Here is a 23,116-nt window from a genome sequence, read left to right as displayed (position 1 = left end):
GGCTCGCAGCGGGCCCCTGCGGCGGGGCCGGGAGGACGGGGTCCTTCATCAGGCGGGCGCCCAGGCCAGCAGCAGGCGCCAGCGCTCGCCGTCCTGGCGGTGCACCTGGAAGTCGCGGCGGCCACCGAAACGGGGCTCGGGTCGGGGGTAGTCCTCCGCCCGGGACATCGCGAAGACCCGGGCGTCCTCGTCGCAGTCCGCGGTGAACGTGTCGGTCGGGTGCCCGTACCCGTCCATCAGTCGGTAGCTCGGCATGGCGGGACGGTAGGGAAGGACGTCGCCGTGTGCCCGGCAGGCGCGCGAACCGGAGGTGACGCCTGCCCCAACAGTCACCCCCGCCCCACCGGTCCGTGACCGGCGGGCGGTGAGGCGGGTCCGTCCCACCGTGCTGTGCGCCCGCCCGACCCGCACTAGGCTCCGCACGTGCCGCCCACCTCCTCCGCCGCGCCCACCCAGGCCCCCGCCCGGACGGCGGCCGTCTGGGCGGCACTGGACCCGGTCGTCACCGCCGGCCGCCCGCTGCAGGTCCTCGACGTCGGTGGGGGCAGCGGCATGTTCGCCGTGCCGCTCGCCCAGCTGGGGCACACCGTCACCGTCGTCGACCCCAGCGCCGACGCCCTGGCCACCCTGCACCGGCGGGCCGACACGGCCGGCGTCGGCGAGCGGGTGCGCGGCCTGCAGGGCGACGCCGACCGGATGCCCCCGGTCACCGCGGACGACCCGCAGGCCCCCGGCTTCGACCTGGCCCTGTGCCACTTCGTGCTCGAGGTGGTCGACGACCCGGCCAGCACCCTCGGCCAGATCGCCGCGGTGCTCGGGCCCGGCGGCACCCTGTCCCTCGCCGCGGCCAACCGGGCCGGCGCGGTGCTCGCCCGCGCCGTCGGCGGGCACCCGGTCGAGGCCCGCGAGCTGCTCGCCGACCGCGACCCCGCCCCGGCCCGCGGCGGCCCGGCACGGCGGCGCTTCGACCCCGAGCAGCTGCTCGCCCTCGTCACCGGCGCCGGCCTGCAGCCGGGGGAGTGGCGCGGGGTCTCCGTCGTCGCCGACCTGCTGGAGGCGTCCTCCGGAGCTTCCCCCGACGCGGTCCGCGCCCTCGAGCTCGCGCTCTCCGGCGCCTCCCCCTACCGCGACGTCGCCACCGGCCTGCACGTGCTCGCCACCCGGCCCGCCGGCGCCTGACCACCGCCGAGCCGATGCGACTCCCGGACGAGTTCGCCGTCCCGGCCTACGGCAGCGCCACCCTCGCCGACGTCCTGCCCAGCGTGGCGACCGCGCTGGGTGTCCCGGTGCAGCGCGGGGACCTGCCCGGCGACCCGCTGCGGCTCACCGAGGCCCTCGACGGCGCCCGCCGGGTCGTCGTCCTGCTCGTCGACGGGCTCGGGGCCGAGCTGGTCGCCGCCCACCCGGACACCGCGCCGGTGCTCAACGCGCTGGGCACCCCCGCCGGGGTGCTCTCCGCGCCCTGCCCGAGCACCACCCCGGTCAGCCTCACCACGCTGGGCACCGGCCTGCCACCGGGCAGCCACGGGGTGCTGGGCTTCGTCACCGAGGTGCCCGGCGCCGGCCGCACGCTCAACCACGTGCAGTGGAAGGACGACCCGGACCCGCGGCAGTGGCAGTCCCGGCCCACCGTCTTCGAGCAGGCCAGTGCTGCCGGGGTCCGCTGCACGGCCGTCGGCCCGCACTCCTTCGCCGGCTCCGGGCTCACCCGGGCGGCCTACCGGGGAGCGGAGTACGCGCCCGCGTACAGCCCCGGCGACCTGGTGGCGCTGGTGCACGGCGCGCTCGCCGCCGGTGAGCCCAGCCTCGTCTACGCCTACACCGCCGAGCTCGACCTCACCGGGCACGTCCGCGGGGTCGACTCGCCCAGCTGGCGGGCCCAGCTCGGCGTCGTCGACGCGGTGGTGGAGCAGCTGGCCGCCGGCCTGCCCGACGACGCCGTCCTGCTGGTCACCGCCGACCACGGCATGGTCGACGTCCCCGGCGACACCCGGCTGGACGTCACCGAGGAGCCGGCGCTGACCGAGGGCATCCGGCTGCTCACCGGTGAGCCGCGGGCCCGCTACGTGCACACCGAGCCCGGCGCCGCCGACGACGTGCTGGCCACCTGGCGGGAGGTGCTCGGCGAGCGCGCCTGGGTGGCCGGCCGGGAGGAGGCCGTCGCCGCCGGCGTGTTCGGGCCGGTCGACCCGGCGGTCGCCGAGCGGATCGGCGACGTCGTCGTCCTCGCGCGGGGCACCTGGGCGTTCCCCGCCGGGGCGACCGAGCCCCCGCACGCCGCCCTGCTGGCCGCCTACCACGGCTCGCTCACCTCGGCGGAGCTGGCGATCCCGCTGCTGGCCGCCCGCGGGCGCGCGCTGCGCTGAACCGCGCGGTCAGGCGGGGTCGGCCGGTGCGGACACCCGCAGCGACAGCGGGTGCCAGGTGCGCCAGTGCACCGGCCGCGCCGCGGCGCAGGTGGTCAGCGCGGCGGCCTCGGACCGGCGGCTCTCGATCGTCACCAGCACCTGGCCGTCCGGGGCGCCCAGCGTCACCGCCCAGCGCTCCACCCCCTCGCCCGGGGAGGGCAGCTGCGTCAGGCGCACCAGCGGCAGGTCGCCGACCCCGAGCAGGCCGAGCTCGACCCGGGCGTGCTGCTGGGCGGCCTGCACCGGCGGCGCCCAGCCCGACCGGCCGCGCAGCCACGGCAGCGCCACCTCGCCGCGGGCGTGGGCGGCCACCAGCTCCGCGCCGTCGCCGGGCACCTGCCCGTAGACGTGCCCGGTGGGCAGCACCAGCACGTTCGCGGCGAACCGGTCGCCACCGAGGTGGCTGGTCTCCCAGACCTCCGCCGCCCCCGCGGCAGTCAGACCCGAGGTGAGCGGCCGGCCCCGGACGGCGCAGCACGCGTCGTGGGAGCCGTGCGTGCACACCAGGTAGGTGGGGACGTCGGTCGGCTCGCCGACCGAGCCGTCCCAGGGCGCCTCCAGCAGCTCGGCGTCGGACTCCCGGGTCGCCCAGCGCACCGTCTCCACCCCGGGGGTGGTGTCGGCCAGTGCCCACCGGCGGCCGGTGTCGGCCAGCCGGCCGCCGGGCCGGCGCACCAGCTGCACCCGGACGCCGGCCTCCCGAGCCCGCGCCGCCAGCCGCGGGGCCACCGCCCGGTCGAACCGGGACTCCAGCAGCGCGTCGCGGCCCCAGGGCCCGGGCTGCTCCACCAGCAGCCAGCGCCGGGCCGGCGGCGCGGTCGCCGTCGGGGCGTCGCCGCGCAGCAGCGCCTGCACCGAGCAGCGGGCGTCGTCGAGCCGGCCGGCCGGTCGGGGCACGGGATGCCGGGGAGTGGGGGGCTGCTCACCCACCGACGGCGCCATGGCCCCCATCGTGCCCGCCGGTGCGCGCGGGCGCCCCGGCCCGGGCGTCGGGGACGACCGCGATCGACTCGGTCACCAGCCGGCGGGCCAGGGTGAGCTGGTCGGCGGCGTCCAGGTCGGGCAGGTCGCCGACCTTCAGCTCCCCGGCGGCCAGCAGCGCGGCCAGCGCGGGGCGGGTGGCCGCCGGCAGGTCGTGGGTGCGCCGGCCGGCCACCAGCGCCACCCGGTCGCCCACCGGCTCGCGCAGCTGGGCCCGCAGCAGGGGCCGCACCCGGAGCACCGTGTCGGCGTCGAGCGCGGCGAGCGCGGTGGACTGGGCCAGCGGCGAGACCGGCGCGGGGCGCACCTGCGCCCAGGCGCGGGAGCGCAGGGAGTCGGCGACCGCGGCCGGGTCGACCTCGCCGATCCAGCGCTGCAGCCCGCTGAGCACCGCGGCGACGTCGTCGGCGGTGGCGTCGGGGTCGGCGAGGTCGACGCCGAGCGGCAGCGAACCGCGCAGCGCGGGGTCGTCGGCGGCGAGGGTGCGCACCAGGTCCAGCGCCGACTCGACCGCGCCCCAGCGGGTCACCGGGTGGATCCCGACCGTCAGGTGGGCGCTGATCGCACCGAGTGCGACCGCGGAGTGGATGTAACCCCGCGGCAGGTAGAGGGCGTCGCCGGGGCGCAGCACGGCGTCGATGACCGGCGGGCGCTCGGCCGCGGCGGCCACCTCGGCGGCCCGGTCGGTCCAGGGGTGGGTGCGCAGCGGATCGGGGAGCACCGGCTCGTGGATGGTCCAGTGCTTCTCCCCGGCGGCCTGCAGCACGAAGACGTCGTGCACGTCGTAGTGCGGGGAGAACCCGCGCGAGGACGGCGGGGTGACGTAGGCGTTGACCTGGGTGGGGTGGCCGAGGTCGGCGGCCAGCTGGCCGGCGAAGGCGATCAGCGGCGGCCAGAGGCGGTGCAGGCCCTGCAGCACGACGGTGGACCCGTCGGCGAACAGCCGCAGCACCGCGTCGGAGGAGACCTGGTCGGCCACCTCGGCGCCGGCGCCCTGCGGGCTGGTGAACCGCTTGGGGTCGACGACCGCGCCGTCCTTGGCGATCCGCAGGAACGGGGTGCGCAGGCCGCGGGTGCTCAGCAGCTCGTCGACCGTCTCGAGGCTGAGCAGGTCGGTGAAGGTGCCGCCGAGCTCGGCGGCGGTGGACAGCAGCGGGCGGCGCGACCAGTGCCCGGTGGCGAACTCCTCGGGGTCGACCGCGATGCACCGGCGCAACGCGGGGCGGTCAGCACCTCCCGCCGCGGAGCGGGCACCGTCCTCCGGAGCGGAGGACGGTGCCCGGTCCTGCAGATCAGGGTCGGGCACGGTCAGGCCGAGCCGTCCGCGCCGCCATCGGCACCGCCGTCCGCACCACCGTCGGCACCACCGTCGGCACCGCCGTCGGCGCCGCCGTCCGCACCACCATCGGCACCCGCGCCGCCGTCCGCACCGCCGTCGGCACCCGCGCCGCCGTCCGCACCGCCGTCGGCGCCGCCGTCGTGCTGGCCGGGCGTGCCCTCACCGGCACCGGAGTCGGCCGGGCCCTCGGTGCTGGTCATGTCCTCGTCGTCGAGCGCCATGGCTCCTCCGATCGTCGAGTCGGGCCGCCGGTCGGCGGGCCCGGGGCTGTTCTACCGCGATGATCGACTCGCCACACCTCCGAGCGGCGGGCCCGCCGGACGGCGACCGGTTACGCTCGTCGACGTCGAACACCTGTTCGACGACCGTGGGGAAGGCGGCCGTCGAACGGGTACCGGGTGTGCGCGGGGGCGCGGGGTGGTGAGGGGTGTCGCGGAGTGTCCGATCGGGCTGCCGGCTGCACGGTGCTGCACGTCGACATGGACGCATTCTTCGCCAGCGTCGAGGTGCGCCGGCACCCCGAGCTGGCCGGCACCCCGGTGATCGTCGGCGGCGCCGGCAACCGCGGCGTGGTCACCTCGGCCACCTACGAGGCGCGGGCCTACGGGGTGCACAGCGCGATGCCGACGTCCCGGGCGCTGCGGCTGTGCCCGACCGCCACCGTGCTGCCCGGCGACCTGGCGCTCTACGCCGAGGTCTCCCGCTCGGTGATGGCGCTGTTCCGGTCCATCACCCCGCTGGTCGAACCGCTGAGCCTGGACGAGGCGTTCCTGGACGTCTCCGGTGCCGGTCGGCGGCTGGGCGACCCGGTGGCGATCGGGGAGCACATCCGGGCCCGGGTCTACGACGAGCAGGGCATCACCTGCTCGGTGGGGGTGGCCGGCAGCAAGTTCGTCGCCAAGCTCGCCTCCACCCGGTCCAAGCCCGACGGGCTGCTGGTGGTCCGCCCGGCCGAGGTCATGGAGTTCCTGCACCCGCTCCCGGTCGGGGCGCTGTGGGGCGTTGGCGCCAAGACCGAGGAGGTGCTGCTGCGGCTGGGGCTGAAGACGGTGGGCGACCTGGCGCACGTGCCGGCGCGCACCCTGCAGCGCGCGGTCGGCTCTGCCGCCGGGGCGCACCTGCACGAGCTGGCCTGGGGTCGGGACCCCCGCCGGGTGGTGCCCGACGAGCCGGACCGGTCCACCGGGGCCGAGGAGACCTTCGGCACCGACGTCGACGACCCCGCGGTGGTGCACCGGGAGCTGCTGCACCTGGCCGAGCGGACGGCGGGGCGGCTGCGCTCCACCGGCTCCCTGGCCCGCACGGTCACCCTCAAGGTGCGCTTCGCCGACTTCACCACGATCACCCGCTCCCGCACCCTGAAGGTCCCCACCGACGTGGGCCAGGAGCTGTACGACACCGCGCGCACGCTCTTCGACGCCCTCGGGCTGGACCGGGCCCGGATCCGGCTGGTGGGCGTGCGGGCCGAGGGGCTGGTGGAGGCCGACGCCACCGCCCGCCAGCTGGAGCTCGGCGCCCGCGAGCACGGCCGGCGGGACGCCGAGCTGGCCGCCGACCGGGCCGCCCGGAGGTTCGGCGCCGGCGCCGTCCGCCCGGCGACCCTGCTCGGCCGCACGCGCGTGCCCGGCGAGCACCCGGTGGCGCGCCGGGCAGCGCCGGGGACGGGAGCGCGGCAGCCGCCCGGAGCGCCCCGCTGACCTGCCGGGAGTGCGCTGCGGGAGGCAGATCACCGCCCTCCCGGGTGTGTCGGGAGCGCCTCGCCTTTCGCACCCCGCGAACGGCTCGTATCCTCGGAACCACCACAGGCGGACTGTCGTCAGTGGGTTGTGTACTGCGCACCTGGAGGTCGACGTGCCGCTCTCCGAGCACGAGCAGCGTCTGCTGGAGCAGATCGAGCGCGCCCTCGTCGACGACGATCCGAAGTTCGCCTCGACGGTCCGCACCGGTGACCGCCGGCAGAAGGCCCGCCGCAAGGTGCAGCTGGGCGCCCTGCTGGTCGTCGTCGGCCTGGCGGTGATGGTCAGCGGCGTGGCCCTGCCCAACGTCGTCGTCGGCGTGCTGGGCTCCCTGATCGCCTTCGGCGGTGCCGCCCTCGGCGTGCTGAACTACAAGTCCGCCACGGGCGCCGTCGAGGCAGGCCCGGCCGCGACCGCACCCGGGGGCGCCACGGCCGCCCGCGGCAAGGTCGGCAAGAGCAAGGCCGGCCGCCCGCCGCTGAAGAACCGCCTCGAGGAGCGCTTCCGCCGCCGCTACGACCAGTAGCCGCCGCAGGCCCGACCACCAGTGCAGCCGCCGCCCACCGGGACGGCGGCTGCACTGTCTCGGTCGGCGGCCGGGTGGTGGCCTGGTCCGGTCAGCCGACGGCCGACGGCACGGCGTCGAACAGCGCGCTGACCGACTCCCCGTCGTGGATCCGCTGCACCGCCTGGGCCAACGCGGGGGCGATCGAGAGCACGGTCAGCTTCTCCGACCCCCGGGCCGGCACCGGCACCGTGTTGGTGCAGACGATCTCCAGCACGTCCGGCTGGGCGCCGATCCGCTCCAGCGCGCCCGCGGCGAACAGCCCGTGGGTGCACGCCACCCGGATCGACCGGGCCCCGGCGTCGCGCAGCCGGTCGATCAGCTCCAGCACCGTGCTGCCCTTGGCGATCTCGTCGTCCAGCACGATCACGTCCCGGCCGGCGACGTCACCGATGACCGCGCTGATGCTCACCCGGTCGTCGGCGTAGCGCTGCTTGGCCCCCGCGGCGACCGGCACGCCCAGACGCCGGGCGAAGGCGGCCGCCTCCTTGGCGTTGCCCAGGTCCGGTGAGACGACCGTGGTGCGCGACAGGTCGAGGGCGCTGAAGTGGTCGGCCAGCTCCCGCAGTGCGTGCAGGTGGTCGACCGGGACGCTGAAGAACCCGTGCACCTGGGGGGAGTGCAGCGTCATGGCCAGCACCCGGCTCGCGCCGGCGGCGACCAGCAGGTCGGCGATCAGGCGGCCGCCGATGGAGATCCGGGGCGCGTCCTTCTTGTCCGACCGCGCGTAGGCGTAGTGCGGCATGACCACGGTGATCCGGGCCGCGGAGGCGCCCCGCGCGGCGTCGATCATCAGCAGCAGCTCGACCAGGTTCTCCTGCACCGGGGTCACCAGCGGCTGCACCAGGAAGACGTCGCGCTCCCGGCAGTTGGCCTGCAGCTGCACCTCGAGGCAGTCGTTGGCGAACCGGGTCAGCCGCACCGGCTGCAGCGGCACGCCCAGCTGGGCGCACATCTCCCCGGCCAGCTCGGGGTGGGCACTGCCGGCGAAGACGGCGATCTCGCGCACGAGGCACTCCGGGGGTCGGGGCGGTCCGGCGTGCTCGCCGGCAGCACGACCGTAACGAGCGTCCGCCCGGCCGGCCGGGTCAGGCCGAGCGCGGGCGGCGCGCGCCCCGGCCGGTCACCCAGCGACCGGCATCGGCCAGGGTGGACGCCGGCCACACCGCCGCCACGAGCCGCTGCCGCCGTCCCACGCTGCACAGCAACGCCTGCCGCACCGTGGCCGTCGCCGCGCGCAGTTCCGGGTCGGCCGGCGCCGTCGCGGGCGGGCCGTAGACGGCCCGTTCCTCGGCGGTGGTGAGCACCCGCAGGGCGTCGACCGCGCCGGCCGTGTCACCAGACCGTGCCCCGCCGGGGCCGGTCACCTGCTCGGTGACCTGCCGGGCCAGCTGCCGGGTGGTGCCGGCGCCGGTCACCGGCACGCCCAGGTCGGTCGCGGTCGCCAGCAGCTCGTCCCACAGCGCCGCCGGCCGGCCGTCCGCCAGCCGGCCCAGCCGCTGGCGGTGCCGGACGACGGCCGGCAGCGCGGCCAGCGCCAGCACCAGCACCAGACCGGACACGCCGGCCAGCCAGGGGCCGGGCGAGGGGGCCGCCGCCTCCGGGGTGGCCAGGGGGACGTACTGGTCGTCCCGGTCCAGCTGCGCGGTGGGCCCGGCCGGTGCCGGCAGCGGGGCGTTCGGGGCCGCCGGGGCGGTCGTCTGCGCGGCCACGGCGTCGGCGCGCGGCGCCCACGGCAGCTGCGCCGCGCGGTCGACGTCGATCGGCGTCGGGTCGAAGGGCACCCAGCCCTGACCGGAGAAGTAGACCTCCACCCAGGCGTGCGCGTCGTCGCTGGTGACCACCCGGGTGCCGTCGGGCCGCTCCTGGCCCCGCGTGTAGCCGAGCACCACCCGGGACGGCACCCCCGCCGCGCGGACCAGCACGGCCATCGCCCCGGCGTACTGCTCGCAGTAGCCGCGCTTGCGCTCCAGGAAGTCGGCGAGGTCGTCCCCGGAGGTGCCCGGCTGGGTGGAGAGGCTGTAGACGAACCCGTTGCCCCGGTCGGTCAGGTGGTCGAAGACCGCCCGCACCCGCTCGTACGGGGACTGGTCCGGCGAGGTCAGCCGGTCGACCAGGCCGGTGACGCCCGGGTCCAGCGGGGGCAGCTCGAGGTAGCGGTCGATGCCGTCGCTGCCGGGCTGGGCCGGCGGTGCCGCCGCCAGGTCCGCCGGGCTCGGGTCGGGCCGGTCGGCGGTGACCCGGTAGGCCAGGTCGGCGGTGGTGGTGCCCCGGCCGAAGACCGTGCGACCGGCGCGGTCGAACCGCCAGTCGCCGTCGCCGGCGACGTCCACCTCCTGCAGGGAGTAGGGCACCGGGAGGAACTGGTCGTCGTGGCCGACGGCGGTGATCCGCGCCGTCACCCGCTCGCGGGCCGCGCCGCCGGGCAGCGGCGCGAGGGAGTCGTCACCGGCGATGGAGCGTCGGCCGTCGGCGTTGCCCCGCTCCCAGCCGTCGGCGGTGAAGCGGTCGAGGACCACCGAGCGCAGGTAGCCGAGGTCGCCGTCGGACCGCACGCTGAGCAGGTCGATCGGGGTCGGCCGGTTGAGCTGCCCCCGCATCTCGGCCACCGGGTCCAGCGCGGTGCCGGTGCCCTGGCCGCCGGTGCCCCACCGGGCAGCCAGCGAGCCCTCGGACAGCGTGGGCACGACGGCCGACAGCACCACCCCCAGCACCAGCGCGATCGCACCGGTGCGCAGCGCCGACAGCGTGCCGGTGCCCAGCGGCGAGCCGCTGCCCGCCCGCGCACCGGGGGTCAGCCGGGCGCGCTGGTCGGCCCACAGCAGCAGGGCGAACCCGGTCGCCGGGCCGAGGAAGGCGACGAGCGCGACGTCGCCGGTGATCGTGCTGACCGGCACGCAGTAGAGGACCAGCAGGCCCAGGCTGCCCAGCGCCGGCTGCCGGGCCGGCACGGCGAGCAGGTCGACGGCGAGGGCGACCAGCGCCACGAAGACGGCGGTGAGCGCGACCAGCCCGGCCAGCGGCAGCGCCGGCGTCGCCTGCTCGCGGATCTCCTCGGTGCCGTCGGCGAGCAACCCGGCCAGCTCCCCGACGCTGCCCGGGGTCGGTATCACCCCGGCCCACGCCCCGTCCGGCGCGAAGACGACGGTGAGGGCGGTCAGCACGAGGGCCAGTTGCCCCAGCGGCACCAGCGGTCGCAGCCGGCGGGCGACCGGGTCGGGCAGCCGCGCGGCGCCGGCGCGCAGCGCCACCCCACCCAGCCCCACCGCCACGACGACGAGCAGCACCGGGGGCAGCCACGACGGTGCGGCGAACACCGGCGCCAGCGCCAGGCTGCCCAGCGCGACGGCGGCCGTGGCGGCCAGCGCTGTGCCCGGACGCTCGGCGGGGGTGGGGGACGGCGCGGGCCGGGTCATGCGGGCACCTGCGCGGCCGGGGTGCCGAGGGACCGCCACAGCTGGTCGACACCGGCGTCGGCCCGGGCCAGGGCGACCTGCCAGCCGGCCGCGGCGAGCACCTCGGCGGCCTGCTGCTGCTGGGCGACCACCTGGGCGCGCGCGGCCGGGGCCAGCGGGCGCCGGCCCCGCATCGCGCCGCGGTCCAGCCAGCTCGCCGGGTCGACCAGCACGGCGAGGCGGGTCCCCGGGCCGGACCGCGCCCGGGCCAGCGCCTGCACGTCCTCGGGGCCCAGCAGCCCCAGCAGGGCGATCACCGGACCGGCGTCCCCGGACCGGCGCAGCGCCTGCAGCCCCGGTTGCAGACCGGCGTGCCGGGAGGGGCCCAGGTCGGCCAGCCGGTCGAGCAGCTCGCCCGGCCCCAGCGCGCCGGCGCCGGTCGCCGGGCGGAGCTCGCCGGCCTCGGTGACCACCCGCAGCCCGGCACCGCGGCCGATCAGGTGGCTGCCGATGCTCGCCGCGGCCTCGACCGCCCACTCCAGGGTGTCCGGAGGCGGCGCCGGGTCGCCGGGTGGGCCGGCCACCGCGCCGCCGAGCAGGTGACCGGTCGCCCGGCAGTCCAGCAGCAGCGTCGCCGACGCCCGCCAGGGCCGCTCCTCCAGCCGCACCATCAGCTCGCCGGTGCGGGCGGTGGCCCGCCAGTGCACCATCCGCAGGTCGTCGCCGTGGCGGTACTCACGGGTGCTGACGTCGTCCTCCCCGTGGACGGCGATCGACCGGCGGGCGCCCTCCCCTCCGGTGCCGCCGCCGCCGGAGAGCGGGCCGGCGCCGGACAGCGGGCGCACTCGGGGGACGACGACCAGCGCGGCGGTGTCGGCGCCGGCGGCGCTGCGCAGCACCAGGCCGAAGGGGTCGACCAGCCGCAGCCGCAGCGGGCCGAGCGCGAACCGGCCGCGCCGGGCCCCGTGCACCCGGTACCGCAGCGCGGCGGTGGCGCCGGCGGCCAGCCGCTCGACCACGAAGTGCGGCCGGACGCCGAGCTCGCCGGGCACCTGCTCGTCGAGGAGCCACAGGCCGCCGGGATGCCGGTCGGTGTTGGTCACCTCCAGCAGCACCTCGGCGTCGCTGCCGCGGGGCACCCGGCCGGGGGTGACCGAGCGGCGGGAGGCCAGCCGGAAGCGCTGCCGGGCCACCCCGACGGCGGAGAGCACCGGCAGGGCGAGGACGAAGAGCGCCAGCTGGAGCAGCGTGCGCTCGCCGAGCAGCGCGCCGAGCGCCGCGAGGGTGGCCCCGGCGGCCACCAGGCACCGGCCGCGCAGGGTCAGGGAGGAGACGGCGTCGCTGAGCCGGGTGCGTGCCACCGGATGACCTCGGGAGGCGCCGGGCTCAGCGGCCGCGGGCCGGGACGGTGGCGAGCAGGTCGCTGACCACGCGCTGGGTGTCCCGGCGGGCCATCGCGGCGTCCTGGCTGAGCAGCAGCCGGTGGGCGAGCACCGGCACCGCCATCGCCTGGACGTCGTCGGGGAGCACGTGGTCGCGGCCGGCCAGCGCCGCCGCCGCCCGGGCGGCCCGCAGCAACTGCAGACCGGCCCGCGGCGAGGCGCCCAGCCGCAGGTCGGGGGAGCGGCGGGTGGCCTCCACCAGCGCCACGACGTAGCGGCGCAACGGCTCGGCCACGTGCAGCCGGCTGACGGCGCTGACCAGGGCGCGGATGCCCGCCGCGTCGATGACCGGGGTCAGCTCGCCCAGCGGATCGGTGCTGGAGCGCTCGTCGAGCATCGCCAGCTCCGCGTCCCGGTCGGGGTAGCCCATCGAGACCCGGGCGGTGAACCGGTCGCGCTGCGCCTCGGGGAGGGGGTAGGTGCCCTCCATCTCCAGCGGGTTCTGGGTGGCCACCACCATGAACGGACGGGCCAGCTCGTAGGTGACGCCGTCGACGGTGACCTGCCGCTCCTCCATGCACTCCAGCAGGGCCGACTGGGTCTTGGGCGAGGCGCGGTTGATCTCGTCGGCGACGACGACGTTGGCGAAGACGGCGCCGGGCTTGAACTCGAAGGCCCGGCTCTCCTGGTCGTAGACCGCGACGCCGGTGACGTCGCTGGGCAGCAGGTCCGGGGTGAACTGGATCCGGCGCACGGTGCCGTCGATGGACCGGGCCAGCGCCTTGGCCAGCGTGGTCTTGCCGACGCCGGGGACGTCCTCGATGAGCAGGTGCCCCTCGGCCAGCAGGACGACCAGGGCCAGCCGGACGACGTCGGGCTTGCCCTCCACCACCCGGCTGATCGAGGCGGCGAGCTGCGCACCCGCGGCCGCGATGTCGACGTCGGCGGGGTCGATCCCGGCGGGGTGCGTCCCGGCGCCGTCCGGGGGCGCGCCCAGCACCCCGAGCCCCGCCCCGGCCGCTCGCGGATCCAGCTCCGTGGTGCCCTCCGTCACCCGGCCCACGGTACGTGCGAAAACCCGCCGGTGGGGCGCCCGGCGGGCGGGGGTGCGCCCGGGGGCGCCGGGGCGGCCGGAGCGGCCCGCCGGGGGAGTCCGGTGGAGGGCGGTGGAGCAGAGGGGGCGACACGATGCGGAGTGGTGTCCAGTGGGGGCCAGTGGGTTAATGTGTCGCCGGATGGGGAGGCCGGGACCACGGAAGGGGCCGGCAGAGCCACGGGAGGACAGATGCGGGGGGTGATCCGGTGTTCGTCGGCAGCTACCCCCTGCGCCTCGACGAGAAGGGCCGGCTCGCACTCCCGGTCCGCTACCGCGAGCTGGTGGCCGACGGCATGGTGATCAAGAAGGGCCAGGAGCGCTGCATCTACGGCCTCACCATGGCCCGGGTCGCCGAGCAGAGCGCCGCGCTGAAGGCGATGGCCCCCGCCGACACCAACGCCGCCCGCATGCACGCCCGGATGAGCTTCGGCTCGATGGTCGAGGTGGAGGCGGACAAGACCGGCCGCATCACCATCCCGGCCAGCCTCCGCGAGTACGCCGGCCTGGACCGCGACGTCGTGGTCGTCGGCGTCGACACCCGGTTCGAGATCTGGGACAGCGCCACCTGGGACGCCTACGTGGCCGAGCAGGAAGCCGTCTTCGCCGCCATGGAGAGCGAGGGGATGCCGACCCTCTCCTGAGCCCGTCAGCACCCCACCAGCCCCCACCCCCGACCTGCACCCCCGACGTGCACCACCGACCCACCCACCGGGCCGAGCCGACTTCCCCGCGGCTCGACCCACCGGGTTCCGAGCCGGCTTCCTCCCGGCTCGGGCCCCCGGACAGCGAGCCGACTTCCCCCCGGCTCGACGTCCCGCACCACCCGCCCGCGCCGCCCCAGCAGGGCTCCACCTGGTACCGCTTCCCCGGCGCCAGGCGGGCCCAGCGGGGCGGCGGGCCCGGGTGGACCCCCACCGAGCACCCACCGGGGCTCCACCCCACTCCACCGCCCCCACTGCGCCCCACCCACCCGCCACACCGCCGAGCCCCACCCCCTGAGCCCCACCCCCTGAGCCCCACCGCCGTCCCGTCCCGCCCCGCCCGAGACCACGCGCCCGGAGAGGAGTCCGTCGATGAGCACCACCCCGGACGACCTCCCGGACGGCGCAGCGGCCACCGGCCCGGCCGTGCACGTGCCGGTGCTCCTGCACCGGGTGACCGAGCTCCTCAGCCCGGCCCTGCAGGCCCCCGGTGCGGTGCTGGTCGACTGCACCCTCGGACTGGCCGGCCACTCCCTGGCGCTGCTGCGCGCCCACCCGGAGCTGCGGCTGATCGGCCTGGACCGCGACCCCGACGCCCGCGCCGAGGCCGCGGCGCGGATCGCGGCCGCCGGCTGCGCCGAGCGCGCCACGCTGGTGCCCGCCGTCTTCGACGAGCTGCCCGACGTCCTCGCCGACCTGGGGGTGGACGAGGTCCAGGGCGTCCTGTTCGACCTCGGCGTCTCCTCGCTGCAGCTGGACCGCCCCACCCGCGGGTTCAGCTACTCCACCGACGCCCCGCTGGACATGCGGATGGACCCCGGTGCCCCCCGCACCGCCGCCGACGTGGTCAACACCTACAGCCGCGGCGAGCTGATCCGGGTGCTGAGGGTCTACGGCGAGGAGCGGTTCGCCGGCCGGATCGCCTCCGCCATCGAGCGCGAGCGGGCGCGCGAGCCGTTCACCGGCACCGCCCGGCTGGCCGAGCTGGTCCGCGACGCCATCCCGGCGGCCACCCGGCGGACCGGGGGACACCCGGCCAAGCGGACCTTCCAGGCCCTGCGCATCGAGGTCAACGACGAGCTCGGCGTCCTCACCCGTGCCCTCCCGGCCGCCATCGACGCGCTCGCCGTCGGTGGCCGGGTGGCCGTCATCAGCTTCCACTCCCTCGAGGACCGCATCGTGAAGCAGACCCTCGCCGCCGAGGCGACCGACCGCACCCCGCCCGGGATGCCGGTGCCCATGCCGGAGCACGCGCCGGTGCTCCGCCTGGTCACCCGTGGCGGCGAGGCCCCCGGCGAGGACGAGATCGCGGTCAACCCGCGGGCCGCCTCGGCCCGGGTGCGCGCCGCCGAGCGGGTCCGGAGGGCCGCGTGAGCGCCCCGGCACGGACGACGGCCGGACGGGTCGGCGCGCCGCGTGCCCGCACCGCCACCACCGGGCCGGTCCACGTGCCACGCACCGCACCGACCCGGCGCAGCGGCCCGGTGCCCAGGCCGCAGCTGCGGCTGGTGCCCGGGGACGCCGGGGCCTCCCGCCCCACCCCGCGCCCCTCCCGCACCACGCGCCGACGGCGGGCGCCCTTCGCGCTCCTCGTCGTCGGCCTGCTGGTCGCCACCACGCTGGGTCTGCTCCTGCTCAACACCGCCATCGCCGTCGACTCCCTGGAGGCCACCCGCCAGCGGACGGCGAACGCGGAGCAGGCCCAGGAGGTGGCTCGACTGGAGCAGCGGGTCGTCGCTGCCGACAGTGCAGCCGAGCTGGCCCGCGCCGCCACCGAGGGGGGCCTGGTCCCACCCGGCTCCGCCGGGCACCTCGTGCTCCAGCCCGACGGCACCTCGGTGCTCGTCGGGACCGCCGTCCCCGCGCCCGCCCCCGAGCCCGCCGACCCCGACTCCCCGCAGAACGCCGACTCCCCGCAGAACGCCGACTCCCCGCAGAGCAACCAGACCCCCGGGAACTGATCCGTGCCGCCAGCAGGTCCTCCGCCCCCGTTCCGCCCGGGCACGGCCCGGCGGGCCCCGTCGCGACCCACCGGTCCGGCCGGCCGCGCCGGCGGCCTGCGGCCCCGGCGGGAGGGCGGGCGTCGGGAGCCGCTGGGCCTGGACCAGCGCGACCAGCGCAACCGGTGGGGCCTGGCGTTCCTGGTCACCCTGCTGGTGGTCGTGCTGGCCAAGCTCGTCGTGCTGCAGGGCGTCGACGGCGCGCCCTACGCGCAGGCGGCGGAGAACGACCGGATGAAGGTCTACCCGATCGCCGCCGTCCGCGGGCAGATCACCGATCGCGACGGCCAGCTGCTGGCCTACTCGGTGGACGCCGAACGGGTGGTCGCCGACCCCACGCTGGTCGAGGACCCGGCGCGCACCGCCCTGGCGCTGACCACGCTGCTCGACGTCCCGGCCGCCGAGCTGACCGAGAAGCTCTCCCGGGAGAGCCGGTACGTGGTGCTCGCCGAGCGGGTCTCCACCGAGGTGACCGGCCGGATCCGCGCGCTGGAGGAGCGGCAGGGCCTCTTCTTCGAGGACGACCCGGTGCGGCTCTACCCGGCCGGTGCGGTCGGCGGCCAGGTGGTCGGCTTCGTCGGGCGCGACGGCGCGGGGCTGGCCGGCATCGAGCAGCGCTACGAGGACGTGCTGTCGGGCACCGACGGCGAGGAGCGGATCGAGGTCGACGGCCGGGGCAACCCGATCCCGTCGGGCATCGACGACACCGTGCCCGCCGTCGACGGCAGCAGCGTCGCGCTCACCCTCGACGAGGATCTGCAGTTCGTCGTCCAGCAGCGCCTGGACGTCGCCTGCTCGGACGGCTTCACCACCACCGCCTCGGCCGTGGTGCAGGAGGTGGCCACCGGCGAGGTGGTCGCCATGGCCGGCTGTCCCGGGTACGACCCCGGCTCCTACAACACCACCGACCCCGAGCTGCTGGGCAACCCGGTGGTCTCGGAGGTGTACGAGCCCGGTTCGGTGATGAAGGCGGTCACCCTCGCCGCGGCGGTGGAGGAGGGCAAGGCCCGGGCCGACACGGTGCTCAACGTCAACGGTCACATCCAGGCCGGCGACGTCGTCGTCACCGACGCGCACGACCACGCGCCCATCGACTTCACCGTGACCGGCATCCTGGCCAAGTCCAGCAACGTCGGCACGATCATGCTGGCCCGGGAGGTCGGCGACAGCACGTTCGAGCGCTATCTGCGTGCCTTCGGCATCGGCTCGAAGACGGGGATCGAGCTGCCGGGGGAGAGCGCCGGCATCCTGCAGGACTCCGCGGAGTGGACGGCCAGCCGGGCGGCCAACGTGCCGATCGGCCAGGGCGTGTCGGTGACGACCCTGCAGATGGCGTCGGTGTACCAGACCCTCGCCAACGGCGGGGTGCGCATCCCGCCGCGGCTGGTCGACTCGGTGACCGCCGCCGACGGCACCGTCACCGAGGCGCCGCGGCCGGAGGCGACCCGGGTGGTCAGCGAGGACACCGCCGACCAGCTCACCTACATGCTCGAGGCGGTCGTCGGGCCCGGCGGCACCGCACCGCTGGGTGAGGTCGACGGGTTCCGGGTGGCCGGGAAGACCGGCACGGCCCAGCGGGCCAACCCCGAGTGCGGCTGCTACGCGGGCGGCGGCTACTTCACCACCTTCGTCGGCTACGCCCCCGCCGACGACCCGCAGTACGTCGTGGCCGTGGACCTGGAGCGCCCGACCAGCGACGCCGAGGGCGGTCAGGTCGCCGCGCCGGTCTTCGCCGACGTGATGCGGTACGCGCTCACCGCCGGTGGCGTGGTGCCCTCGGGCACGCCGCGCCCGGACTTCACCCTCTCGGTCCCCTGACCGGCCAGCCGCCGACCGGCCGGGCCCCGGCCGGTCGTCCGGCGGGCACGGACGGCGCGCGACACGGGCAGGGGTGGGCGGCCGGGGCACGGCGCCCGGCGCCGGTAGATTGGCCTGTCGTGACCCCGACCGTCCCCGGCTCGGTGCCCCGGCCCGCGGGGACCCGCCCGCTCCGCCTCACCGAGCTCGCCGACCTCGTCGGGAACCCGGTCCAGGGCGACCCCGGCACCGCCGTCACCGGCGTGACCCACGCCTCGGGCGAGGTCCGCCCCGGCGACCTCTACGCGGCGCTGCCCGGCGCGCGCACCCACGGCGCCCGGTTCGCCGCCGACGCCGCCGAGCGCGGGGCGGCCGCCGTCCTCACCGACCCCGCCGGGGCCGACGACGCCCGGGCGACCGGGCTGCCGGTCTGCGTGGTCGACGGACCCCGGGCGGTGCTGGGCCCGGTCGCCGGCCGGGTGTACGGCCGGCCCAGCGAGCAGCTGAGCGTGCTGGGCATCACCGGCACGAACGGCAAGACGACGACGGCCTACCTGGTCGAGGCCGGGCTGTCCGCGGCCGGCTGGACCAGCGGGCTGATCGGGACGGTGCAGACGCGCACGCGCGGCTCCGGCCCCGACGGGACCCCGACGACCACCACGCTGCCCAGCGCCCGGACCACCCCGGAGGCGCCCGACCTGCACGCCCTGCTGGCGACGATGGTCGAGTCCGGCGTGCGCGCCGTGGTCATGGAGGTCTCCAGCCACGCGCTGTCGCTGGACCGCGTCGGCGGGGTGCGCTTCGCCGCTGCGGGCTTCACCAACCTCTCCCGCGACCACCTCGACCACCACGGCGACATGGAGAGCTACTTCGCCGCCAAGGCGCGGCTGTTCGACGGGCGCGCGGCGGTCGAGGTCGTCGACGTCGACGACCCGTACGGCCGCCGCCTGACCCGCTCCGGCACGGTCACCGTCTCGACCCGGGACGCCGCCACCCAGGAGTACGCCGCCGACTGGTCGGCCACCGACGTCAGCTCCCTGCCGGCCGGGGGCTCCCGGTTCACCCTGCACGGGCCCGGTGGCCGCTCCTGGCCCGCTCGGCTGCGCCTCCCGGGCGCCTTCAACGTGGCCAACGCCGTCCTCGCCGTCGCGCTGCTCGACGCCGTGGGCGTCCCGGTCGAGGCAGCGGTCGCCGGCCTCGCCGAGACCGTGGTGCCCGGCCGGATGGAGCCGGTCGACGCCGGCCAGCAGTTCGTCGCCGTCGTCGACTACGCGCACACCCCGGACGCCGTGACCACCGCGCTGGACGCCCTGCGCGGCGCGACTCCTGGCCGGCTGCTGACCGTGCTGGGCTGCGGCGGTGACCGCGACCCCGGTAAGCGCCCGGCGATGGGCGCGGCCGCGGCAGCCGGCAGCGACGTGCTGGTCATCACCGACGACAACCCGCGCTCGGAGGACCCGGCGGCCATCCGCGCCGCCGTCCGCGCCGGGACCGCCGGCGTGCCGGCGGACCGGCGGGCCGAGGTGCTCGAGGTCGGTGACCGGCGTGAGGCGCTGGCCGCCGCGGTCGCGCTCGCCCGCCCGGGTGACACGCTCCTGGTGGCCGGCAAGGGTCACGAGACCGGGCAGGAGGTGGCAGGGCAGGTGTTCCCCTTCGACGACCGCACCGTGCTGCGCGAGGTGCTCTCCGCGCGGGTGGACGCATGATCCCCCTCACCCTGGCCGAGGTGGCCGCCGCCGTCGGCGGCGAGCTGGCCGGCGCCGGCGCGCCGACCGTCTCCGGTTCGGTGGTCACCGACTCGCGCGCGCTGGCGGCCGGCGACCTGTTCGTCGCGGTGCCGGGGGAGCGGGTGGACGGCGCCGACTACCTGCCGGCCGCGGCGGCGGCCGGCGCGGTCGGTGCGCTGGCCACCCGGGCCGACCCCGCGCTGCCCACCGTCGTCGTCGCCGACCCGGTGACCGCGCTGGGCCGGCTGGCCGCCGAGGTGCACCGCCGGCTGGTCGCCGGTGGGCTGGTCACCGTCGGCATCACCGGCTCCTCGGGGAAGACGTCCACCAAGGACCTGCTCGGCCAGGTGCTCGCTGCCGCCGGCCCCACGGTCAGCCCGCAGGGGTCGTTCAACAACGACATCGGGCTGCCGCTCACCGTCCTCACCGCCGACGCCGCGACCCGTTTCCTGGTGCTGGAGATGGGCGCGCGGGGGCCCGGGCACATCGCCCGGCTCTGCCGGATCGCCCGCCCGCACATCGGGGTGGTGCTCAACGTCGGCTCCGCCCACCTGGGCGAGTTCGGCAGCGCCGAGGTGATCGCCCAGAGCAAGGGCGAGCTGGTCGAGGCGCTGCCCGCCGAGGGCACCGCGGTGCTCAACGACGACGACGCCCGAGTGGCCGGCATGGCGCCGCGCACCGCGGCGACGGTGCTGCGCACCGGGCTCGGCGCCGGGGCCGACGTGCGCGCGGTCGACGTCGCCCTCGACGACTCCGCCCGCGCCCGGTTCACCCTGGTGGCCGCGGGCGAGGAGCACCCGGTGCAGCTGCAGGTCGTCGGTGTGCACCAGGTGGCCAACGCGCTGTCCGCGGCCGGTGCCGCGCTGGCGGCCGGGATGACCCCGGCGGCGGTCGCCGCCGCCCTGTCCGCCGCCGGCCCGCGCAGCCGCTGGCGGATGGAGGTCACCCGCCGCGCCGACGGGGTCACCGTCGTCAACGACGCCTACAACGCCAACCCGGAGTCGATGCGCGCCGCGCTCGCCGCGCTCGCCCAGCTGCCCGGGCGCCGCCGCATCGCGGTGCTCGGCGCGATGGGGGAGCTGGGCCCCGGCGCCGACGCCGAGCACGCCCGGCTGGGCCGGGACGTCGTGCGCGGCGGCGTGGACCTGCTCGTCTCCGTGGGCGACGACGCCATCGGGCTGCACACCGGCGCGCTCGCCGAACGGACGGCGAGCGGCGCTGCCGACTCCGCGGCAGCCCACACACAGGAGGAAGTGGTGCACGTGCCCGACCGGGAGACAGCCCGGCGGTTGCTGGCCGAGGTGCTCGCCCCGGGCGACGTGGTGCTGGTCAAGGCCTCCCGGGCCTACGCCTTGGAGCAGCTGGCCGCCGACGTCCTCGCCGCCGAGGTGCCTGCCGCCGACGTACGCGCCGACCCCGGGGCCGGCGCGTGAAGTCCGTCCTCGTCGCGGCCGCCTTCGGGCTGGTCATCTCGATCCTGCTGACCCCGCTGGCGATCAAGGCGTTCCGCCGGCACGGGTTCGGCCAGGAGATCCGGGACGACGGCCCGCAGAGCCACCTGGCGAAGAAGGGCACCCCGACCATGGGTGGCACCGTCATGGTGCTGGCCACCGTCGGCGGCTACCTGATCGCCCACCTGTTCCTCATCAACCAGCCCGGGCGGGGTGTGACCGCCACCGGGCTGCTGCTGCTGTTCCTGCTCATCGGCCTGGGCACCGTCGGCTTCCTCGACGACTACCTCAAGATCCGGTACCGGCGCAGCCTGGGCCTGAACAAGACCGCCAAGCTGGTCGGGCAGCTGGTGATCGGGGTGACCTTCGCCGTCCTCGCGCTCATCCAGGACGACCAGGGCGCCGCGGTCGCCACCACGGCGGTCTCCTTCGTCCGGGACATCGCGCCACTGACCCTGCCGGCGTTCCTGTTCGTCGCCTTCGCGTACCTGTTCATCGCCGGCTTCTCCAACGCCGTGAACCTCACCGACGGGCTGGACGGGCTGGCCGCCGGCTGCTCGGCGATGGTCTTCGCCAGCTACGTGATCATCTCGTTCTGGCAGTTCGGTCACGACTGCGCCACCGAGCTGGTCGACGGCTGCTACACCGTCCGCGACCCGCTCGACGTCACCCTCGTCGCCGCCGCGGCGATGGGTGCCTGTCTGGGCTTCCTGTGGTGGAACACCTCGCCGGCGCGGATCTTCATGGGCGACACCGGGTCGCTGGCCCTGGGTGGTCTGATGGCCGGGCTGGCGATCGTCACCCGCACCGAGCTGCTGCTGGTGGTGCTGGGCGGGCTGTTCGTCGCGGTGACCCTGTCGGTGGTGATCCAGGTCGGCTTCTTCCGGGCCACCCGGCGCCGGGTCTTCCGGATGGCGCCGCTGCACCACCACTTCGAGCTGGCCGGCTGGGCGGAGAACACCGTCATCGTGCGGTTCTGGCTGGTCACCGGCATGGCGGTGGCCTTCGGCCTGGGGCTGTTCTACGCCGACTGGCTCTCCTTCGCCGGACTGTGAAGGCTGGGCCGGTGACCTCCCCGACCGACTCCTCCCGCGTCCCCGACCGAGTCCCCGACCGAGTCCTGGTCGCCGGCCTCGGCGTCTCCGGTGCGGCCGCCGCCCGGGTGCTGCTGGCCCGCGGCGCGCACGTCGCGCTGACCGACGCCGCCGAGCCCGCGGTGGTGGCGGAACTGGTCGCCGCCGGCGCCCGCTGGCTCGGGCCGCTGACCGAGCCGCCCGAGGACGTCGACCTGGTGGTCACCTCCCCGGGGTGGCGTCCGGACAACCCGCTGCTGCTCGCCGCCGCGGCCCGCGGGCTGGAGGTCGTGGGGGAGCCGGAACTGGCCTGGCGGCTGCGGCTGCCCGGCCCCGACGGTGAGCCCGCGCCCTGGTACGCGGTGACCGGCACCAACGGCAAGACCACCACCGTCACGATGCTGGAGGCGGTGCTGCAGGCCGGCGGGCGGCGCGCGGTCGCCGCCGGCAACGTCGGGCGGCCGCTGGTCGAGGTGGTCACCGCCACCGACGCCGACGGCGCCCCGGCCTACGACGCCCTGGCGGTGGAGCTGTCCAGCTTCCAGCTGCACTGGTCGTCCTCGATCGCGCCGGCCGGGGCCTGCGTGCTCAACGTCGCCGACGACCACGTCGACTGGCACGGCTCGCCGGCCGCCTACCGCGACGCGAAGGCCCGGCTGCTGCTGCACGCCCCGGTCGCGGTCGCCGATGCGGGCGACCCGGTCGCCTCGGCCCTGGTCGCCCGGCACCGGCGCCCGATCACGGTCACCCTCGACGAACCCGCTCGCGGCCAGCTCGGCGTCCGCTCGGGCGCGCTGGTCGACCGCGCGTTCGCCACCGCGCCCGCCGGTGAGGTGCTCGCCGGGCTGGACACCCTGCAGGTCCGCGGACCGCACAACACGGTGAACGCGCTGGCCGCGGCCGCGCTGGCCCGGGTGGCCGGCATCGCACCGGCCGACATCGCCCGGGGCCTGGCCGGTTTCCGCGGTGGCGCCCACCGCACCGTGCTGGTCGGCACCGTCGACGGCGTGGACTTCGTCGATGACAGCAAGGCCACCAACCCGCACGCCGCCGCCGCCTCGCTGGCCGCCTACCCGCGGGTGGTCTGGATCGCCGGGGGGCTGCTCAAGGGCGCCGACGTCGACCCGCTGGTCGCCGCGGTCGCCCCGCGGCTGGCCGGGGTGGTGCTGCTGGGCCGGGACCGGGAGCAGTTCGCCCGGTCTCTCGCGCGACACGCCCCGGCGGTCCCGCGCACCGTGGTCCCCAGCGGCGACGATGGGGCGGTGGTGACCGATGGGGGCCGTGTGACGTACGGCGACGAGGTGATGCGTCAGGTGGTGGCGGCCGCGGTGCGGCTGGCCGGCCCCGGCGACACGGTGCTGCTCGCCCCGGCCGCCGCTTCGATGGACGTGTTCACCGACTACGCGCACCGGGGTCGCGCCTTCGCCGACGCGGTCCGCGCGCTGGTCTGAGGGCAGTGCGACCG

General features: G+C 76.9%; 20 protein-coding genes. 12 read left to right on the top strand and 8 right to left on the bottom strand.

The features are described from left to right. Positions 1–48: 48 nt before the first annotated feature. Positions 49–255, bottom strand: a complete 207-nt coding sequence (locus ACI783_RS01645; RefSeq protein ID WP_457138828.1) for a hypothetical protein — start codon at positions 253–255, stop codon at positions 49–51. Between the two features lie 168 nt (positions 256–423). Between ACI783_RS01645 and ACI783_RS01640 the strand changes: the two genes are divergently transcribed. Both ACI783_RS01640 and ACI783_RS01635 read left to right on the top strand, forming a co-directional pair. Beyond that, positions 424–1,179 carry a methyltransferase domain-containing protein gene (locus ACI783_RS01640; RefSeq protein WP_457138827.1) on the top strand — a complete coding sequence of 252 codons (756 nt, stop codon included), beginning with the start codon at positions 424–426 and terminating at the stop codon, positions 1,177–1,179. 14 nt (positions 1,180–1,193) lie between these two features. After that, positions 1,194–2,366, top strand: coding sequence for an alkaline phosphatase family protein (locus ACI783_RS01635; RefSeq protein ID WP_457138826.1), 1,173 nt, complete (start codon positions 1,194–1,196; stop codon positions 2,364–2,366). Between the two features lie 9 nt (positions 2,367–2,375). Here ACI783_RS01635 and ACI783_RS01630 read toward each other — a convergent pair whose 3' ends face one another. The 3 genes from ACI783_RS01630 to ACI783_RS01620 form a co-directional block, all read right to left on the bottom strand. Next, positions 2,376–3,350: a sucrase ferredoxin gene (locus ACI783_RS01630; RefSeq protein WP_457138825.1), complete on the bottom strand. Its 975-nt coding sequence runs from the start codon at positions 3,348–3,350 to the stop codon at positions 2,376–2,378. Then, positions 3,331–4,605 (bottom strand): cupin domain-containing protein, encoded by a 1,275-nt coding sequence (locus ACI783_RS01625; protein ID WP_457138824.1) that lies wholly within the window; start codon positions 4,603–4,605, stop codon positions 3,331–3,333. Before ACI783_RS01625 ends, ACI783_RS01630 begins: the two co-directional genes overlap by 20 nt. A gap of 92 nt (positions 4,606–4,697) precedes the next feature. Continuing rightward, on the bottom strand, positions 4,698–4,949 hold the full coding sequence (locus ACI783_RS01620) for a BatC protein (protein ID WP_457138823.1): 252 nt from the start codon (positions 4,947–4,949) through the stop codon (positions 4,698–4,700). Between the two features lie 216 nt (positions 4,950–5,165). Here ACI783_RS01620 and dinB point away from each other — a divergent pair, with 216 nt between their 5' ends. Both dinB and ACI783_RS01610 read left to right on the top strand, forming a co-directional pair. Then, positions 5,166–6,425 carry a DNA polymerase IV gene (dinB, locus tag ACI783_RS01615; RefSeq protein ID WP_457138822.1) on the top strand — a complete coding sequence of 420 codons (1,260 nt, stop codon included), beginning with the start codon at positions 5,166–5,168 and terminating at the stop codon, positions 6,423–6,425. 154 nt (positions 6,426–6,579) lie between these two features. Beyond that, positions 6,580–6,990, top strand: a complete 411-nt coding sequence (locus tag ACI783_RS01610) for a DUF3040 domain-containing protein (protein WP_457080891.1) — start codon at positions 6,580–6,582, stop codon at positions 6,988–6,990. 91 nt (positions 6,991–7,081) lie between these two features. Here the strand turns inward: ACI783_RS01610 and ACI783_RS01605 are convergent, their stop codons facing one another. The 4 genes from ACI783_RS01605 to ACI783_RS01590 form a co-directional block, all read right to left on the bottom strand. Continuing rightward, a complete protein-coding gene (locus ACI783_RS01605) occupies positions 7,082–8,038 on the bottom strand; it encodes a ribose-phosphate diphosphokinase (protein WP_457138821.1) in 957 nt (318 codons plus the stop codon). 79 nt (positions 8,039–8,117) lie between these two features. Continuing rightward, positions 8,118–10,445: a transglutaminase family protein gene (locus ACI783_RS01600; protein WP_457138820.1), complete on the bottom strand. Its 2,328-nt coding sequence runs from the start codon at positions 10,443–10,445 to the stop codon at positions 8,118–8,120. Next, positions 10,442–11,785, bottom strand: coding sequence for a DUF58 domain-containing protein (locus ACI783_RS01595; protein ID WP_457138819.1), 1,344 nt, complete (start codon positions 11,783–11,785; stop codon positions 10,442–10,444). Before ACI783_RS01595 ends, ACI783_RS01600 begins: the two co-directional genes overlap by 4 nt. 25 nt (positions 11,786–11,810) lie before the next feature. Then, the gene (locus ACI783_RS01590) at positions 11,811–12,860 is read right to left on the bottom strand and encodes an AAA family ATPase (RefSeq protein ID WP_457138818.1); all 1,050 of its coding nucleotides are present in this window, start codon (positions 12,858–12,860) and stop codon (positions 11,811–11,813) included. Positions 12,861–13,108: 248 nt separating this feature from the next. Here ACI783_RS01590 and mraZ point away from each other — a divergent pair, with 248 nt between their 5' ends. The 8 genes from mraZ to murD all read left to right on the top strand — a co-directional run bounded on the left by mraZ (position 13,109) and on the right by murD (position 23,102). Next, positions 13,109–13,543, top strand: coding sequence for a division/cell wall cluster transcriptional repressor MraZ (gene mraZ, locus ACI783_RS01585; protein ID WP_457080880.1), 435 nt, complete (start codon positions 13,109–13,111; stop codon positions 13,541–13,543). Positions 13,544–13,975: 432 nt separating this feature from the next. Continuing rightward, a complete protein-coding gene (rsmH, locus tag ACI783_RS01580) occupies positions 13,976–14,977 on the top strand; it encodes a 16S rRNA (cytosine(1402)-N(4))-methyltransferase RsmH (RefSeq protein ID WP_457138817.1) in 1,002 nt (333 codons plus the stop codon). Further along, positions 14,974–15,564, top strand: a complete 591-nt coding sequence (locus ACI783_RS01575) for a hypothetical protein (RefSeq protein WP_457138816.1) — start codon at positions 14,974–14,976, stop codon at positions 15,562–15,564. Before rsmH ends, ACI783_RS01575 begins: the two co-directional genes overlap by 4 nt. A 3-nt stretch (positions 15,565–15,567) precedes the next feature. Further along, on the top strand, positions 15,568–17,421 hold the full coding sequence (locus tag ACI783_RS01570; RefSeq protein ID WP_457138815.1) for a peptidoglycan D,D-transpeptidase FtsI family protein: 1,854 nt from the start codon (positions 15,568–15,570) through the stop codon (positions 17,419–17,421). A 119-nt stretch (positions 17,422–17,540) separates the two neighbouring features. Further along, the gene (locus tag ACI783_RS01565; RefSeq protein ID WP_457138814.1) at positions 17,541–19,106 is read left to right on the top strand and encodes a UDP-N-acetylmuramoyl-L-alanyl-D-glutamate--2,6-diaminopimelate ligase; all 1,566 of its coding nucleotides are present in this window, start codon (positions 17,541–17,543) and stop codon (positions 19,104–19,106) included. Beyond that, the gene (locus tag ACI783_RS01560; protein WP_457138813.1) at positions 19,103–20,560 is read left to right on the top strand and encodes a UDP-N-acetylmuramoyl-tripeptide--D-alanyl-D-alanine ligase; all 1,458 of its coding nucleotides are present in this window, start codon (positions 19,103–19,105) and stop codon (positions 20,558–20,560) included. Before ACI783_RS01565 ends, ACI783_RS01560 begins: the two co-directional genes overlap by 4 nt. After that, positions 20,557–21,633, top strand: coding sequence for a phospho-N-acetylmuramoyl-pentapeptide-transferase (gene mraY, locus ACI783_RS01555; RefSeq protein ID WP_457084036.1), 1,077 nt, complete (start codon positions 20,557–20,559; stop codon positions 21,631–21,633). Before ACI783_RS01560 ends, mraY begins: the two co-directional genes overlap by 4 nt. An 11-nt stretch (positions 21,634–21,644) precedes the next feature. Next, entirely contained in the window at positions 21,645–23,102 is a 1,458-nt protein-coding gene (murD, locus tag ACI783_RS01550; RefSeq protein WP_457138812.1) for a UDP-N-acetylmuramoyl-L-alanine--D-glutamate ligase, read from the top strand. The last annotated feature ends 14 nt before the right edge of the window (positions 23,103–23,116 follow it).

Source organism: Modestobacter sp. SYSU DS0511 (assembly GCF_054050755.1).
This window is presented reverse-complemented; position numbering and strand designations above follow the sequence as displayed.